The 15620-nt window shown below is 71.0% G+C and carries 12 protein-coding genes; 8 read left to right on the forward strand and 4 right to left on the reverse strand.

What is annotated here, in order from left to right:
- The first annotated feature begins 21 nt into the window (after positions 1 to 21).
- A complete protein-coding gene (locus OG972_RS32425; protein ID WP_266987570.1) occupies positions 22 to 681 on the forward strand; it encodes a hypothetical protein in 660 nt (219 codons plus the stop codon).
- Positions 682 to 833: 152 nt separating this feature from the next.
- On the opposite strand, the gene OG972_RS32430 is transcribed toward OG972_RS32425, so the two are convergent.
- Both OG972_RS32430 and OG972_RS32435 read right to left on the reverse strand, forming a co-directional pair.
- Positions 834 to 3080, reverse strand: a complete 2247-nt coding sequence (locus tag OG972_RS32430; protein ID WP_266987572.1) for an ATP-dependent RecD-like DNA helicase — start codon at positions 3078 to 3080, stop codon at positions 834 to 836.
- The gene (locus tag OG972_RS32435; RefSeq protein ID WP_266987574.1) at positions 3077 to 4060 is read right to left on the reverse strand and encodes an aldo/keto reductase; all 984 of its coding nucleotides are present in this window, start codon (positions 4058 to 4060) and stop codon (positions 3077 to 3079) included. The genes OG972_RS32430 and OG972_RS32435 overlap by 4 nt, the downstream gene beginning before the upstream one ends.
- A gap of 140 nt (positions 4061 to 4200) precedes the next feature.
- Between OG972_RS32435 and OG972_RS32440 the strand changes: the two genes are divergently transcribed.
- Positions 4201 to 5250 carry an LLM class F420-dependent oxidoreductase gene (locus OG972_RS32440; RefSeq protein WP_266987576.1) on the forward strand — a complete coding sequence of 350 codons (1050 nt, stop codon included), beginning with the start codon at positions 4201 to 4203 and terminating at the stop codon, positions 5248 to 5250.
- A 196-nt stretch (positions 5251 to 5446) separates the two neighbouring features.
- On the forward strand, positions 5447 to 6235 hold the full coding sequence (locus tag OG972_RS32445) for a ferritin-like domain-containing protein (protein ID WP_266987578.1): 789 nt from the start codon (positions 5447 to 5449) through the stop codon (positions 6233 to 6235).
- 10 nt (positions 6236 to 6245) lie between these two features.
- Here OG972_RS32445 and corA read toward each other — a convergent pair whose 3' ends face one another.
- On the reverse strand, positions 6246 to 7241 hold the full coding sequence (corA, locus tag OG972_RS32450; protein WP_266987580.1) for a magnesium/cobalt transporter CorA: 996 nt from the start codon (positions 7239 to 7241) through the stop codon (positions 6246 to 6248).
- 59 nt (positions 7242 to 7300) lie between these two features.
- Between corA and OG972_RS32455 the strand changes: the two genes are divergently transcribed.
- The 5 genes from OG972_RS32455 (at position 7301) to OG972_RS32475 (ending at position 14310) form a co-directional block, all read left to right on the forward strand.
- The gene (locus tag OG972_RS32455) at positions 7301 to 8011 is read left to right on the forward strand and encodes a histidine phosphatase family protein (protein ID WP_266987582.1); all 711 of its coding nucleotides are present in this window, start codon (positions 7301 to 7303) and stop codon (positions 8009 to 8011) included.
- 105 nt (positions 8012 to 8116) lie between these two features.
- Positions 8117 to 8707 carry a DUF3090 domain-containing protein gene (locus tag OG972_RS32460; RefSeq protein ID WP_030918365.1) on the forward strand — a complete coding sequence of 197 codons (591 nt, stop codon included), beginning with the start codon at positions 8117 to 8119 and terminating at the stop codon, positions 8705 to 8707.
- The gene (locus OG972_RS32465) at positions 8671 to 9516 is read left to right on the forward strand and encodes an SCO1664 family protein (protein ID WP_266987584.1); all 846 of its coding nucleotides are present in this window, start codon (positions 8671 to 8673) and stop codon (positions 9514 to 9516) included. The genes OG972_RS32460 and OG972_RS32465 overlap by 37 nt, the downstream gene beginning before the upstream one ends.
- A 407-nt stretch (positions 9517 to 9923) precedes the next feature.
- Positions 9924 to 11153, forward strand: coding sequence for a cysteine--1-D-myo-inosityl 2-amino-2-deoxy-alpha-D-glucopyranoside ligase (gene mshC / locus OG972_RS32470; protein WP_266987586.1), 1230 nt, complete (start codon positions 9924 to 9926; stop codon positions 11151 to 11153).
- A gap of 109 nt (positions 11154 to 11262) precedes the next feature.
- Positions 11263 to 14310, forward strand: coding sequence for an NPCBM/NEW2 domain-containing protein (locus OG972_RS32475; RefSeq protein ID WP_266987588.1), 3048 nt, complete (start codon positions 11263 to 11265; stop codon positions 14308 to 14310).
- Between the two features lie 57 nt (positions 14311 to 14367).
- On the opposite strand, the gene OG972_RS32480 is transcribed toward OG972_RS32475, so the two are convergent.
- A complete protein-coding gene (locus OG972_RS32480; RefSeq protein ID WP_266987590.1) occupies positions 14368 to 15417 on the reverse strand; it encodes a PAC2 family protein in 1050 nt (349 codons plus the stop codon).
- Positions 15418 to 15620: the final 203 nt, after the last annotated feature.

Here is a 15620-nt window from a genome sequence, read left to right on the forward strand (position 1 = left end):
TGTACGGATAGCGTCTGCCCTATGTCTGATGCTGCGCAGCCCACCGCTGCCGAGGTACGCGCCGCCGCCGATGCGGTCAAAGCCGCGCTCGACCATCACCTCGCGGCGGTCGAGCACCGGTCCGGGGACGACGACCCCGCCGTCTATGAGGCGTTCAATGCACTGGCCGCTGCGGCCGAGGTCTACGACGAACTCCTCTACGACCGATACGACGAGGTCACTCCCTTCGAGATCCCCGGCGTCGACGACTCCCTGCCGCCGTACGGCGGTCCTGAGGACCCCAAGGCGATCAGCGTGCTGATCCGCCGCGATTACGCGGTGGTGGAGCCGCCCCGGCTGCTCGCCCAGGCGCAGCGGATCGCCAATCCGGACCCGGGCGGCCGCGCCAACGGGACCGGCGCCGTGGTCGGCGCCAGTGTCCATGCGGCGCTCGGCGTGCTCTTCGGTGAGTACGAACCGGACGAGATCGCCTCCCGGCACCAGGAGTTCGGCCTGGAGGAAGGCGACTCCACGCTGTGGGTCTCCGCGGCGGAAGAGCTTCCCGAGCCGGGGGAGTGGCTCAGCGCCCCCTTCGACGAGGCCGACCCTCAACTGGTGGTGTGCCGCTTCGACGTCAGTTCCGTCTTCGACGAGGACGAACTCGACGAGGAGCTGGACGACCTGGCGACCGAGAGCTCCTGACCGTGTGCTGCCGGTGACAAACTGTCGTCGCCGGTGCCCCGCCCGGGGCACCGGCGACGCACCGGACGCCGCGTGGCCGCCCTTCGGGCGACGACGGCAGTCCGACGGCCGAGCCCAGTGCCGCGACCGGCAAAAGCTTGCCGGGAGGGGCACTAGGACGTCACCGTCTGCTGCGCCTCCAGCAGGGCGCGCAGCCGGGTCGTGCGGTCCTGGGACGGGGGCAGGGCCACCGCGCGGGGAAGAGCCTGATCCACCCCGTGCACGACGGAGAGATGCCGCTCGCCACGGCTGAACGCGGTGTACACCCAGGCCCGGCTCAGCCCCTGAGCCGCGTCACCGGGCAGCACGACGACGACCGCGGGCCAGCGCATCCCGGCCGCCTGGTGGGCGCTGAGGGCCCAGCCGTGGCGCACGGACGACTCCACCCGCTCCTGCGGTACGACGACCGGCGTGCCCGCACAGTCCAGATGCAGTCCCTCGGCGTCGGCCGAGACAACCGTCCCGGGCACGGTCCTGCCGGGCGTCGGGATGTGTACGACCCGGTCGCCCGGGTCGAAGCCGCCGAACCGACCGGGACCGGGGTTGAGCCGCTGCTTGAGCGCCGCGTTCAGCGCGCGGGTGCCCGCCGAGCCGCCGTGCCCGACAGTGATCACCTGGGTGTCGGCCGACGGGACACCGATCGCACGTGGCACCGAGTCGGCGACCAGTTGCACGGTGCGGTGCACCGCCTCGCCGGCGTCCTGCACGGGGACGATCACCACCTCCTTGCCGGGGGCCGCCACCTGGTTCAGCTCACCGATTCCGATCCCGGAGACCAGCTCGCCGATCGGACCGGGATCCGGCGTACGGGATACGACCTGCGGGCACGCGCGGGCGGCCAGGACGTCCGCGAACACCCGCCCCGCACCTGCCGAGCCCAGCACCCCGGGGTCGCCGCTGAGTACCAGCCGGGCGCCGTCGGGGAGTGACTCCACCAGAATCGCGGCGGTCTCCACGTCCAGCTGCGGGGCGTCCAGCACGACCAGCAGATCGACGGCGATCGCCCCGTCCGCGTCCCGGCCGGGGCCCTCCGCGCCGGAGAGCAGCCCGGCGAGGGTGACGGCCGCCGACGGCTCGTCGAGCGCCTCGGCCAGCCGCCGTCTGCCGTCCACGCTGTGGGTGGTACCGAGGGCCCGCAACCCGAGGGCGCGGGCTGCGACGATCAGCGCGGCGGGTTCCGCCCGCGCCGCGTCGCCGCCCGTGTGCGCGACCAGGCCACCGGCCGCGACCGCACGGATCAGCTCGGCCGCCGACGGGGAACCGGCGGCCGCGGCCGCCTCCGACCAGTCGGCGTCCTTCTCGCAGGCGTTGACCAGCCGGGCCAGACCGTCGGCGAGGCTCTCCTCGGCCAGCGCGTACCGGTCGAGACCGAGCAGCACCTGGGCCGGCTCCTGTCCGGCCCCGTCCGCCGCCTCGTCCCCGGGTTCTGCGTCCCTGTCCGCTTCCTGATCGTCCGGACCGTCCTGGAAGACCAGCACGACGCCCTCGGCGACGGCGTGCTGCACGGCCGTCTCCGGGTCGGTCACCGCACGCTCGGCGAGCGCGGCACGCACCGCCGACGCGTCCAGCGCGGTGTGGCCCTGCAGTGCGGCGCGCTCCAGCAGCCAGCCGACCAGCGCCGCCGTCCGCCGTTCGTCGTCCGGACCGCACGCGGCGCCCAGCAGGGCCCTCGCGAAGCCGTCCGCCTGCTCGGGCCGGACGGTGGGTACGGCCAGCAGCTGCCACGGGTCCGCGCGCAGCACGTCGGCCGCCTGCGCGCCGAGCGTCTCCGCCGCCGGTCCCGCGAGGGTCTCGGGTGCCCCGCCCTCCGCCAGGACGGCCGTCACCGCGACGACGGCCTCCGGAGAGGCACCCTGCGGTGCGAACACCGGCTCGGGTTCCCGGGGGCGTACCGGCGCGGGCGCGGGCGCGGTACGGCGCGGCGCGGGTGCGGGCGAGTCGAAGAACGCGGCGCCGGGCTTCTCTCGGCTCTCCACGGCACGCACCGCCGCCAGCAGATCGGCCGCCTGCCCGCTCAGCTTGGCGCCCGCAGCGATCGGGCCCTCCTTCTCGGCCTTGCGCTTCTCGATCCGCTCCCGCAGCTCCCGCTGGGCGGCCAGCTCGGCCTCGGCCTCCGAGAGCACGGCAGCAGCGGGCGCCGTGTCGGCGTCCGTCGCGGCCGCATCCGTCTCGTCGGCTCCCTCCGGGGCAGCCGACTGCGCTGTCCCTTCCGTCTCCTCCGCCTCGCTCTCGTCGGCCCCCACGTCTTCGGCCACGTCCTCGGCGGACGAGGCGGGTACGGCGGCAGCGGAGCCGACGACGTCGGTGTCGTCGGCGGTGGCCGAGGGGCCGGGGGATTCCCCCCGGGGAAGCGCAGTCACAGCGTGCTCCAGTCCTGGTCGGGATAGCGGTGCACGGGCGCCGACACATCGTCGAGCGCCTGGCAGATCTCGTCAGGAAGACTAAGCGCCTCCACTGACAACGCCTCCGTGAGCTGCTGCGCGTTGCGCGCGCCGACGATCGGGGCCACCACTCCAGGACGGTCCCGCACCCAGGCGAGAGCCACCTGCAGCGCCGTCGTGGCCAGCCCGTCGGCCGCCGTCGCCACCGCGTCCACGATGCGGCTCGCCGGGTCGTCGAGATACGGCTCGACGAACGGCGCGAGCAGATCTGAGGCGCCGCGCGAATCGGCCGGGGTGCCCGTGCGGTACTTGCCGGTCAGCACCCCGCGGCCCAGGGGCGACGACGGCAGCAGCCCCACGCCCAGATCGAGTGCGGCCGGCAGCACCTCGCGCTCCACGCCACGCTGCAGCAGTGAGTACTCCATCTGCGTACTGGCCAGCCGGGTGCGCGCCCCCGGCGAGGCGAGCTGCCAGGTCGCCGCCTTGGCGAGCTGCCAGCCGCAAAAGTTCGACACCCCCGCGTACCGGGCGCGCCCGGTGGACACCGCCAGCTCCAGCGTCTGAAGGGTCTCCTCCAGCGGAGTCACCGGGTCGAAGGCGTGGAGCTGCCACAGATCCACGTAGTCCGTACCGAGCCGTTCGAGTGAGGCGTCCAGTGCCGCCAGCAGATGCCCGCGCGAGCCGTCGAAGCGGCGGTACGGGTCGGCCACGCTGCCTGCCTTCGTCGCGATGACCAGATCGCGCCGCGGCACCAGACCCTCGACGAGCTGCCCCAGCAGATATTCGGCCTCCCCGCCGCCGTACACATCGGCCGTGTCGACCAGTGTGCCGCCCGCCTCCCAGAAGGCCTTCAGCTGTTCGGCAGCGTCGTGCTCGTCGGTGTCCCGGCCCCAGGTGAGGGTGCCGAGCCCGATCCGGGACACTCGAAGGCCGGTGCGGCCGAGATGCCTCTGCTCCATGGGCGCTGAGATTACTGGCCAGAGCCCCACGGGGAGGAAGCCTGTGGACAACGAGGGGTCAAGTCGCCCCTGCCGGATCCGGGTGGTGCGCGCTAGAGTCCGGACCACAGGGACGTTACTGATCAGTAAGGGGAGCGGCTATGCGGCTCGGCATCAATCTCGGTTACTGGGGCGCGGGAATGGACGGCGACAACCTCGCCGTCGCCCAGGAGGCCGACCGGCTCGGCTACGACGTCTGCTGGGCGGCCGAGGCGTACGGCTCCGACGCGCCGACCGTGCTCACCTGGGTCGCCGCCCAGACCGAGTCCATCGACGTCGGCTCCGCGATCATGCAGATCCCGGCGCGCCAGCCCGCCATGACGGCGATGACCGCTGCCACCCTCGACTCGCTCTCCGGCGGCCGGTTCCGTCTCGGCCTCGGTGTGTCGGGACCGCAGGTCTCCGAGGGCTGGTACGGCGTCAAGTTCGACAAGCCGCTGGCCCGCACCCGGGAGTACGTCGAGATCGTCCGCCGGGCGATGTCCCGCGAGCGGCTCTCGTACGAGGGCGAGCACTGGACGCTCCCGCTGCCGGACGGCCCCGGCAAGCCCATCAAGCTCACCGTCCACCCGCAGCGCGAGCACATTCCGCTCTACATCGCCGCGATCGGCCCGAAGAACCTGGAGCAGACCGGCGAGATCGCCGACGGGGCGCTGCTGATCTTCCCGTCCGCCGACCATCTCGAGGACACCGCGGTGAAGCACCTGCGGGCGGGCCGCGAGAAGGTGGGGAAGACCATGGACGGCTTCGACGTCTGCCCGACGCTGCCGCTCGCCATCGGTGACGACATCAACGGACTCGCCGACATGTTCCGGCCCTACACCGCGCTATACGTCGGCGGCATGGGCAGCCGCAAGCAGAATTTCTACAACCAGCTCGCCCAGCGCATGGGGTACGAGAAGGAAGCCGCCGAGATCCAGGACAAGTACCTGTCCGGTGACAAGACCGGCGCCGCGGCCGCCGTACCGCACCAGCTGATCGACCAGACCACGCTGCTCGGTTCGGTCGAGCGCATCGCGGAGCGCATGCAGGCCTACGCAGCCGCCGGTGTCACGACGCTGACCCTTGCTCCCGCCGGTTTCACACGCGAGGAGCGGATCGCCGCGCTGCGCGCCGGTACGGACGCCCTGGAGCGGTCCGGCCTGGCGTAACCGCCCGCGGGCAGCACTACGGCCGTGGTGGGGGCTCGGGGGTCCTCCCCGCCACGGCCGTTACGCAGCACAACGCGCGCGGCCCTCATCGGTTACGCGGCACTCGTTCGGCCCTGCCGGGCATGCCTGCTGTTGCCCACCAGCCCGTACCGCATTTGACTTTCCTTCTGCGGACACCGGTACGGAGGCGCCAGCGATGCTCTCGATAAAGAACCTGTTCCAGGAGATTCTCGACAACGACGAGTCGTTCCGGCTCTTCTGTTCGATCGCCGCAGGTGGCGAGATGCAGGGCGGCTGGGAGAACGGCCGTATCGCGGCCCTGGCCCCCGGGAGCCAGCGCGCCCTCGTTCCCAAGATCGTCCGGCACGGCGCCGACGAGGACAAGCACGGCCGGATCTTCCACGCCCTGCTGAAGAAGCGCGGGCTGCGGCCGGCCGAGGTGCCGCATGAGACGGACTACACGATGCTGCTGGAGAAGCACGGCATCGGCCTCGCCCACGAGCAGCTGAGACGCGACGAGCCGCTCTCCGAGCTCGACATCGTCACGTATCTGGCACACAGCCGGGTCACCGAGCAGCGCGCCTGCGAACAGATGAAAACGCTCCACAAGCATTTCGCCGACCACCCCGACCTGGGTCGCGCGGTGAAGATGATCTCGAACGACGAGGACAACCACCTGGCGTACTGCCATGAGGAGCTGCTCCGCCTCGCCCGCGCCGGACACGGCCGGACGATCCAGCGCATCCTGCGCGAGTGCGCCCTTGCCGAGATCCGGGTGTACCGCGATGTCAGCCTCGCCGTGATGGCTCACATGGGCCGCATCCTGGGCTGGCCCAGGGCCCGGGCGGCGATGCTCGCCGCGGGGATCCACGGCGTCTACGCGTACGAACGGCTCGTCGGCTGGCGGCGCATGGTCAGCCTGGAACTGCCCGAGCGGCGCGACGCGCTGGGCGGCCCGGCGGTACCGGCGCCCGAGTACGCCTGAGAGCCTGTCGTCAGAGCCAGCCGCGGCGCTTGAACATGCGGTACAGGCCGAAGACCGCGCAGCCCATCAGCCCGATCAGCGTCGGGTAGGTCCACACCCAGTGCAGCTCCGGCATGTGGTCGAAGTTCATGCCGTAGATCCCGGCCACCATCGTCGGTACGGCCGCCATGGCCGCCCACGCCGAGATCTTCCGCATGTCGTCGTTCTGCCGCAGCCCCGTCTGCGCCAGATGCGCGGAGAGGATGTCGGAGAGCAGCCGGTCCAGCCCCTCCACGTGCTCGTTGGCGCGCGTCAGATGGTCGCTCACGTCCCGGAAGAACGGTTGCGAGTGCTCATTGACGAACGGCACAGTGGCGCCCGCCAGCCGGACCATGGGCGCGCTCAGCGGGCCGCTGGCCCGGCGGAACTCCAGCACCTGCCGCTTGAAGGTGTAGATGCGCGATGCGGTGTTCTTGGTGTCGACGGTGCTGCTCGGTGCGAACACCTCGGTCTCCAGTTCCTCCAGGTCGACCTGGAGTTCCGCGGCCACATCGATGTAGTGGTCCACGACGGCGTCGCTGACCGCGTACAGGACCGCGGTGGGTCCGTGCTTGAGCACCTCGGGATCAGCCTCCAGCCGACGGCGTACCTCGGCGAGCGGCGCGCCCTCCCCGTGCCGGACCGTCACGACGAACGAGTCTCCTATGAAGATCATCAGCTCGTCGGTGGTGACGGTGTCGCCCTCGGGTTCGTACACCACCGGCTTGATGACCACGAAGAGGGAGTCGTCGTACACCTCCAGCTTCGGCCGCTGGTGCGCGCTCAGCGCGTCCTCCACGGCCAGTGGATGCAGCCCGAACTCGCTGCTGACGAGGTCGAACTCCTTCTCCGTGGGCTCGTGCAGCCCGATCCAGAGAAACGCGTCCCCGGTGGCTCGTGCCTCGTCGAGGGCATCGGAGAAGTCGGCAGGTCCGTCGGTACGACGCCCATCCCGATAAATCGCGCAGTCCACAATCACGGCGCGCATTCTTCCTTGCTCCGGTCCCCGACGCACCTCCTGAGGGACATCGGCCTACGCTGGCCCGTATGCCCACCCTGATCCTCGTACGCCACGGACGCTCCACCGCCAACACGGCCGGGGTGCTCGCCGGCCGGACCCCCGGTGTCGCGCTCGACGAGCGCGGCGTCGCGCAGGCCGCCGCGCTCCCCGGGCGGCTCGCCTCCCTGCCCCTCGCCGCCGCCGTCAGCAGCCCGCTGCAGCGCTGCCGGGAGACTCTGCAGCCGCTGCTCGACGCCCGGCCGGGGCTGCCTCTGCACACCGAGGAGCGGATCAGCGAATGCGACTACGGCGACTGGGCGGGGCGCAAACTCGCGGAACTCTCCGACGAGCCGCTGATGTCCGTCGTGCAGCAGCATCCCTCGGCCGTGGCCTTTCCCGGCGGTGAGTCGATGCGGGCGATGCAGGCGCGCGCCGTCGATGCCGTCCGGGAGTGGAACGCCCGGATCGAGGCCGAGCACGGCGACGGCGCGGTGTACGTGATGTGCTCGCACGGCGACATCATCAAGTCCGTCGTCGCCGACGCGCTCGGGATGCATCTCGACCTCTTCCAGCGGATCCAGGCCGAACCCTGCTCGATCACCGCGATCCGCTACACGCGGCTGCGGCCCTTCCTGCTGCGACTCGGCGACACCGGGGACTTCGCGTCGCTGGAGCCGCGCGATGAGAGCGTCGGCGCGGCCACGGATACGGAAGCAGATACGGATGCGGTGGTCGGCGGCGGCGCTGGGGCGCCGTGATCGCTCCGCGCAGTAGGGTGGACGCGCCGTAGGCGCCCTTCCTCCGGGACTCTCCCGGAACCCGGCCGCCCCTCATTTGCCGTCAATTCTCAAGGGAGACAGGACGTGTCCCGTCAGGTGTTCCTCTACGACCCCCCGGACCGTTTCGTGGCCGGTACGGTCGGGCTGCCTGGACGCCGTACGTTCTTCCTGCAGGCTTCCTCAGGCGGACGTGTCACCAGCGTGGCCCTGGAGAAGACCCAGGTCGCCGCGCTCGCCGAGCGGATCGACGAACTGCTCGACGAGGTTGTGCGGAGGACCGGCGGGAACTCGCCGGTGCCCGCAGTGGCCCCGATGGACGTCACCGACACCGCTCCGCTCGACGTGCCCGTCGAGGAGGAGTTCCGGGTCGGGACCATGGCTCTCGCCTGGGACGGCGAGGAACAGCGCATGATTGTCGAGGCGCAGGCCCTGGTCGAGCTGGACGCGGACTCCGACGACGATCTCGCGGAGGCCGAGGAACGGATGCTGCAGGACGAGGAGAACGGTCCGCCGATGCTCCGGGTCCGGCTCAGCGGCGCGCAGGCGCGCGCGTTCGCCAAGCGCGCCCTGGACGTCGTGAACGCCGGCCGTCCACCGTGCCCGCTGTGCAGCTTGCCGCTCGACCCGGAAGGACACGTATGCCCGCGCCAGAACGGATACCGACGGGGAGCCTGACGGACACCCGGCTGATCACTCTGCTCACCGAGGGGCAGCTCACCGTCCGCGGGCAGGTCCGTGACGCGTCCAACGCGGTGCTCTACTGCACGGTCGCGTACGAGGGCGAGGAGCGCACCTGCGTATACAAGCCCGTCGCCGGGGAACAGCCGCTGTGGGACTTCCCCGACGGCACGCTCGCCGGGCGTGAGGTCGCCGCGTACGAGATCTCCGAGGTGACGGGGTGGGGGCTGGTGCCGCCGACCGTGCTCCGGGACGGGCCGTACGGGGAGGGGATGTGCCAGCTGTGGATCGAGGCGCCCTCGGAGTCATCCGCGGACGGTGAGCCTCCGCTGCTGGCGCTCGTCGAGGACGAGGAGCCGGGGGACGGGTGGAAGGCCGTCGCCCAGGCCGAGGTGGGCGAGGGGAGGACGGCGCTGCTGGTGCACGCGGACGATCCGCGGCTGCGGCGGCTGGCGGTTCTCGACGCGGTGATCAACAACGCCGACCGGAAGGGCGGGCACCTGCTGCCGGCGCCGGACGGCCGGCTGTACGGCATCGACCACGGAGTGACGTTCAATGCGGACGACAAGCTGCGGACGCTGCTGTGGGGGTGGGCGGGGGAACCGCTGACGGCCGAGGCCGTCGATGTGATGGACCGGCTGGCGGAAGAGCTGGCCCCGGGAACGGCGCTGGTCACCCGACTGGCGGAGCTGATCACTGCGGCGGAGATCGACGCGTTGCGGGGGCGGGTGGAGGCGCTGCGGATGACGGGGCGGCACCCGGGGCCGAGCGGCGGGTGGCCGGCGATCCCCTGGCCACCGGTGTGACGGGCCGGGGGTCGTTGCCCCTGCCCGAACGCCGCAGGCGCTGCCCCTGAACCCTCGCTCCTCACGCGCCGGAGGGGCTGGTTTTCCGGGGCTCCGCCCCGGATCTCGCCCGTGCAGGTCCGGGGCGGAGTCTTTACGACGGTGGGTGGCCGACAACCGAGCCCGTCCGGCGCCGGAGAACATCCTTGAGCCCCGCCCGGTCAGAGGTCACCCGACAGGCTCTGAGGGGGCCTGTGGGCCTCGCACGGCCCGTCCGGCGGCGGCGGGACCGGGGGGCCGGGGCAGAGCCACGGCTTCGGGAATCGGCGCGGCGGGGAGCGGGCACCGCGCAAGCGCAAGACCGTCGCTCAGGGCAGAATCCCGTATCCGGTTCGTATCCGGAAGCAACGTCCGGTTACGCTCATGGCATGCATGCCTGGCCCGCTTCTGAGGTCCCCGCCCTGCCTGGCAAGGGCCGCGACCTTCGGATCCACGACACCGCGACCGGCGGACGGATCACTCTTGACCCCGGTCCCGTCGCCCGCATCTACGTCTGCGGCATCACGCCGTACGACGCGACCCACATGGGTCATGCGGCGACCTACAACGCGTTCGACCTCGTTCAGCGCGTGTGGCTCGACACCAAGCGGCAGGTTCACTATGTCCAGAATGTGACCGACGTGGACGATCCGCTGCTGGAGCGGGCCGTGCGCGACGGTCAGGACTGGACCGAGCTCGCCGAGCGCGAGACGGCCCTCTTCCGCGAGGACATGACCGCCCTGCGCATGCTTCCGCCGAAGCACTACATCGGCGCGGTGGAGGCGATACCCGGCATCGTCCCGCTCGTCGAACGGCTCCGGGACGCCGGTGCCGCCTACGAACTCGACGGCGACGTGTACTTCTCCGTCGAGACCGACCCGCACTTCGGCGAGGTGTCCAACCTGGACGCCGAGGCGATGCGGCTGCTCTCCGCGGAGCGCGGGGGCGACCCGGAGCGCCCGGGGAAGAAGAACCCGCTCGACCCGATGCTCTGGATGGCCGCCCGCGAGGGTGAGCCGAGCTGGGACGGCGCCTCGCTCGGTGCCGGACGGCCCGGTTGGCACATCGAGTGCGTGGCCATCGCGCTGGACCACCTCGGCATGGGCTTCGACGTCCAGGGCGGCGGGTCCGACCTCGCCTTCCCGCATCACGAGATGGGCGCATCGCACGCCCAGGTGCTGACCGGCGAGCACCCGTTCGCCCAGGCGTACGTGCACGCCGGGATGGTCGCCCTGGACGGCGAGAAGATGTCCAAGTCCCGGGGCAACCTGGTCTTCGTGTCGGCGCTGCGCCGCGACGGCGTGGACCCGGCCGCGATCAGGCTGGCGCTGCTCTCGCACCACTACCGGTCGGACTGGGAGTGGACCGACCAGGTGCTCGCCGACGCCGTCGAGCGGCTCGCGCGGTGGCGTTCCGCCGTCTCCCGGCCCGATGGACTGTCCGCCGACGCCCTCGTCGACGAGGTCCGCGAGGCTCTCGCCGACGACCTGGACGCGCCGGCCGCTCTGGCTGCCGTGGATCGCTGGGCCGAGCGCCAGAACGCTGAGGGCGGTACGGACGAGGGTGCGCCGGGCCTCGTCTCGCGCACCGTCGACGCGCTGCTGGGTGTCGCGCTGTAACAACCCTTCTTTCTCTGCCTGTTGGCCGGCCTTGGACTTCTCCACGAAGTTCGGGGCCGGTCCTGTTTTGTCCATGGTCAAATGCTTGCGGCTGCGCTAAAAGCGCTCTATGCAATCATCAACGCGCATCAGAGTGGTGGCAGTTGCAGCTCTGCTGGGACTGGTCGCCGTGTTTGCGGGACCCGGCAGCGCACAGGCCGAACCCGCCGCGCCCGAGGCCACGACGGTCGGTGATCTGAGCGGTTTCTCCGCCGACGGATCCGTCTACCACCTCAGGGCCGGCTCCGCCGAGGCCCGGGTCAGCTTCGTCACCGACGAGACCTTCCGTATCGAACTCGCCCCGGACGGTACGTTCTCCGACCCGACCGGCGACGACATCGTCCTGCCGCAGGGCGCCCCGCCGCACACCCGGTGGAAGGAGAGGAGCGACCGGTACGAGCTGTCCACCGGCAGCGTCACGCTGCGCGCCTACAAGTCGCCGCTGCGCTTCGAGCTCCACCGGGCCGACGGCAGCCTCGTCTGGTCCGAGGCCAAGGGGCTCAGCTGGGACGGGAAGCGCACCACCCAGACGCTGGCCCGCGGCGCCGACGAGCAGTTCTACGGCGCCGGCATGCAGAACGGGCGCGGCAACACCTCGCACCGCGACAAGACCGTCGAGGTCGGCGTCGACTACAACTGGAACGACGGCGGCCACCCCAATTCCGTGCCGTTCTACCTCTCCTCCGCCGGGTACGGCGTCTTCCGCAACACCTACGCGCCCAACACCTACGCGTTCACCGACCCGGTGACCACCAGCGCGCAGGAACAGCGCTTCGACGCCTACTACTTCGCCGGCGACGACGCCAAGGACGTCATCGGGCAGTACACGAAGCTCACCGGCAAGCCCTTCCTGCCGCCCGTGTACGGGATGGAGATCGGCGACGCCGACTGCTACCTGCACAATGCCAACCGCGGCGAGCGCCACACCCTGGACGCCCTGAAGGTCGCCGACGGTTACGTCGAGCACGACATGCCCAACGGGTGGATGCTCGTCAACGACGGTTACGGCTGCGGCCACGAGAACCTCGCCGAGACCGCCAAGGGTCTCCAGGACCGCGGCATGCAACTCGGCCTGTGGACCCAGGACGGCATCGGCAAGATCGCCGACCAGGTCAAGGCCGGCCAGCGGGTCGCCAAGCTGGACGTCGCCTGGGTCGGGGCGGGCTACAAGTTCGCACTGGACGGCTGCAAGGACGCGTACAAGGGCATCGAGGACAACAGCGACGCCCGCGGCTTCACCTACGCCCCGGAGAGCTGGTCGGGCGCGCAGCGCTGCGGCGTCCAGTGGTCCGGTGACCAGTACGGCACCTGGGACTACATCCGCTGGCAGATCCCGACCTACGCGGGTGCCACGATGTCCGGACTCGCCTACACGACGGGCGACGTCGACGGCATCTTCGGCGGCAGCGCCAAGACGTACACCCGTGATCTCCAGTGGAAGATGTTCCTGGGCACCACGATGACGATGGACGGCTGGGCAGCCAGCGACAAGCAGCCCTTCCGCTACGGCGAGCCCTACACCTCCATCAACCGCGACTACCTCAAGCTCAAGGAGTCGCTGCTGCCGTACCAGTACTCGTACGCGCACGAGGCGACCAAGACCGGCGTCGGCATGGTCCGCCCGCTCGTCCTCGAATACCCGGACGACCCGAAGGCCGCGACGGGCGCGGCGAAGTACGAGTTCATGTCCGGCGAGGACTTCCTCGTCGCACCCGTCTACCAGGACAGCACCCACCGCGACGGGATCTATCTGCCGAAGGGCACCTGGATCGACTACTGGAGCGGCCGCACCTACCAGGGGCCCACGACCGTCGACCACTACAGCGCCCCGCTCGACACCCTGCCGCTCTTCGTGAAGGCCGGAGCCAGTGTGCCGATGTGGCCGGGCATCCGCTCGTACCAGGACCGGACCGCCGACTCCTCGCTGGCCTGGGACATCTACCCGCAGGGCGCGTCCTCCTTCACGCTGTACGAGGACGACGGAGTCACCCGGCAGCACCGCGACGGCAGGTACGCCACCCAGCGGGCGGACGTCGACGCACCCGTCCGGGGCGCGGGCGACATCACCGTGAACATCGGTGAGAGCAAGGGGGACTTCACCGGCAAGCAGAGCAGGCGGCCGTACGAGTTCAGCGTGCACACCGGGTCCGCGCCGAGCGCGGTGAAGCTCGACGGCAAGCTGCCCCGGCTGGGTTCCGCGGCCGCGTACAAGACCGCGAAGCAGGGCTGGTGGTACGACCGGGACGACCGCGGCGGAGTGGTGAAGATCAAGACCGCACCGCTCTCCACCGGCAAGGAGTTCAGTGTGAAGCTGGAGGACACCAGCGCCGTCGGCGGAAAGAACGCGGCCGCCACGGCCGTCGTCTCCTCGCCGGAGGGGCAGGAGGTCGGGGCGGGCGTCGCGGGCACGGTGGCCGTCGATGTCACCGCGGGCAGCGCCGACGTGACGGACGCCGCGGTCGGCCTGGACGTCCCCGAGGGCTGGCAGGTCACCCCGGCGAGCACCGTGGACCGGATCCCGGCGGGCACCACCCGGCGGGTCGAGGTGGCAGTCACCCCGGCGAAGGACGCCACGGCCGGCGAGGCCCGGATCACCGCGCTCGCCCGCTACCGGGCGGCGGGCGAATCCCGTACCACCGTCCAGCGGTTCGCGGCCGCGGTGATGCCCCAGCCGCCGACCGCCGACACCTGGGCGAGCGACCTGGTGTGGCTGAAGTCGACCAACGGCTACGGGCCGGCCGAACGCGACCGCAGCAACGGCGAGTCGGGCGCGACCGACGGACACACCCTCACCCTGGCCGGGAAGACCTACGCGAAGGGGATCGGCAGCCACGCCGACTCCGACATCGAGGTCTATCTCGGCGGACGCTGCACCACGTTCACCGCGGACGCCGGGATCGACGACGAAATCAACGGCTACGGCGAAGTGGCGTTCTCCGTCGAGGCGGACGGCAAGGTGCTGTGGACCTCATCGAAGGTGACCGGGGCATCGGCCACCGTGCCGGTCGACGTGGACGTCACCGGTGCGCGCCATGTGCATCTGAAGGTCACCGACACCAACGGATCCAAGACCGGTGACCACGGGGACTGGGCCGCGGCGCGCTTCAGCTGCTCCTGAGAGGCCCCTCAACGGTGGTGCGCCGGGCGGGCACGCGCCCCGCCCGGCGCACCACCGTCAGTCCTCCGATGAATCTTCGGAGTCGTTGTCGTCGTCGGAGGGTTGCTCTTGAGTGGGCTCGCCAGAGGTTCCCGGTGGTGTCCCCGTCTCCGGCCGCGACGGCTTCGGCGGCCTGGTGCGGCCGCTCGACGTGTCGCGCAGATACGAGGCGTCGCCGCTCTCCGTCGCATGCCCGCCCGGCGCCTGGCCCGGTCCGGAGCCCGGGCCGATGTCCCGGCGCCGCAGATACCGCTCGAACTCCCGGGCGATGGCTTCGCCCGTCGCTTCGGGAAGCTCCGCGGTGTCCCGGGCCTCCTCGAGCGTCTGCACGTACTCCGCCACTTCGCTGTCCTCGGCGGCCAATTGATCGACCCCGAGCTGCCAGGCCCGCGCGTCCTCGGGCAGCTCGCCCAGCGGGATGCGCAGTCCGAGCAGGTCCTCCAGGCGGTTCAGCAGCGCCATGGTGGCCTTCGGGTTGGGCGGCTGCGACACATAGTGCGGCACGGCCGCCCAGAGGCTCACCGCGGGCACCCCCGCATGCGTGCACGCCTCCTGGAGGATGCCGACGATGCCCGTCGGTCCCTCGTACCGGGTCTCCTCCAGATCCATGGTCCGTGCCAGATCCGGGTCGGAGGTGACTCCGCTGACCGGCACCGGGCGGGTGTGCGGGGTGTCGCCGAGCAGCGCGCCCAGTACCACCACCATCTCGACGCCCAGCTCATGGGCGAAGCCCAGGATCTCGTTGCAGAACGAGCGCCAGCGCATCGACGGCTCGATACCGCGGACCAGGACGAGATCGCGGGGCTTGTCCCCGCCGATACGGACCACGGAGAGCCGCGTGGTGGGCCAGGTGATCTTGCGTACCCCGCCGTCCAGCCAGACCGTCGGCCGGTTGACCTGGAAGTCGTAGTAGTCCTCGGCGTCGAGTGCCGCGAACACCTCGCCCTTCCACTCCCGGTCCAGGTGCGCGACCGCTGTGGAGGCGGCGTCACCTGCGTCGTTCCACCCCTCGAACGCGGCCACCATGACCGGGTCGATCAGCTCGGGAACCCCCGCGAGCTCGATCACCCAGGCCTCCTTCCGAAGTTCCCTTGCGTACGCACCAACCTTACGGCGTCGGGGCTCCATCGCCGCAGCCCCTGTCCACGGCCGGGTGAACCTGGCTCCAGGGGGTGCATCACCGGCCCAATCAGGGCACCAGCTTCCGGATTCATCCGAGCTGTGTCCCGTCAGTTTCCGCTCAACTCTGGACGTTGGTGCCTTCGTGGCGC

The sequence above is a fragment of the Streptomyces sp. NBC_01669 genome (assembly GCF_026339735.1).
GTDB classification, from domain to species: domain Bacteria; phylum Actinomycetota; class Actinomycetes; order Streptomycetales; family Streptomycetaceae; genus Streptomyces; species Streptomyces yanii.

Coding starts and splice junctions, on each gene's coding strand:
- OG972_RS32445 (WP_266987578.1), top strand. CDS start 5,447: ATGCTCTCGATAAAGAACCTGTTCCAGGAGATTCTCGACAACGACGAG.
- corA (WP_266987580.1), bottom strand. CDS start 7,241: ATGCGCGCCGTGATTGTGGACTGCGCGATTTATCGGGATGGGCGTCGT.
- OG972_RS32440 (WP_266987576.1), top strand. CDS start 4,201: ATGCGGCTCGGCATCAATCTCGGTTACTGGGGCGCGGGAATGGACGGC.
- OG972_RS32435 (WP_266987574.1), bottom strand. CDS start 4,060: ATGGAGCAGAGGCATCTCGGCCGCACCGGCCTTCGAGTGTCCCGGATC.
- OG972_RS32455 (WP_266987582.1), top strand. CDS start 7,301: ATGCCCACCCTGATCCTCGTACGCCACGGACGCTCCACCGCCAACACG.
- OG972_RS32425 (WP_266987570.1), top strand. CDS start 22: ATGTCTGATGCTGCGCAGCCCACCGCTGCCGAGGTACGCGCCGCCGCC.
- mshC (WP_266987586.1), top strand. CDS start 9,924: ATGCATGCCTGGCCCGCTTCTGAGGTCCCCGCCCTGCCTGGCAAGGGC.
- OG972_RS32465 (WP_266987584.1), top strand. CDS start 8,671: ATGCCCGCGCCAGAACGGATACCGACGGGGAGCCTGACGGACACCCGG.
- OG972_RS32475 (WP_266987588.1), top strand. CDS start 11,263: ATGCAATCATCAACGCGCATCAGAGTGGTGGCAGTTGCAGCTCTGCTG.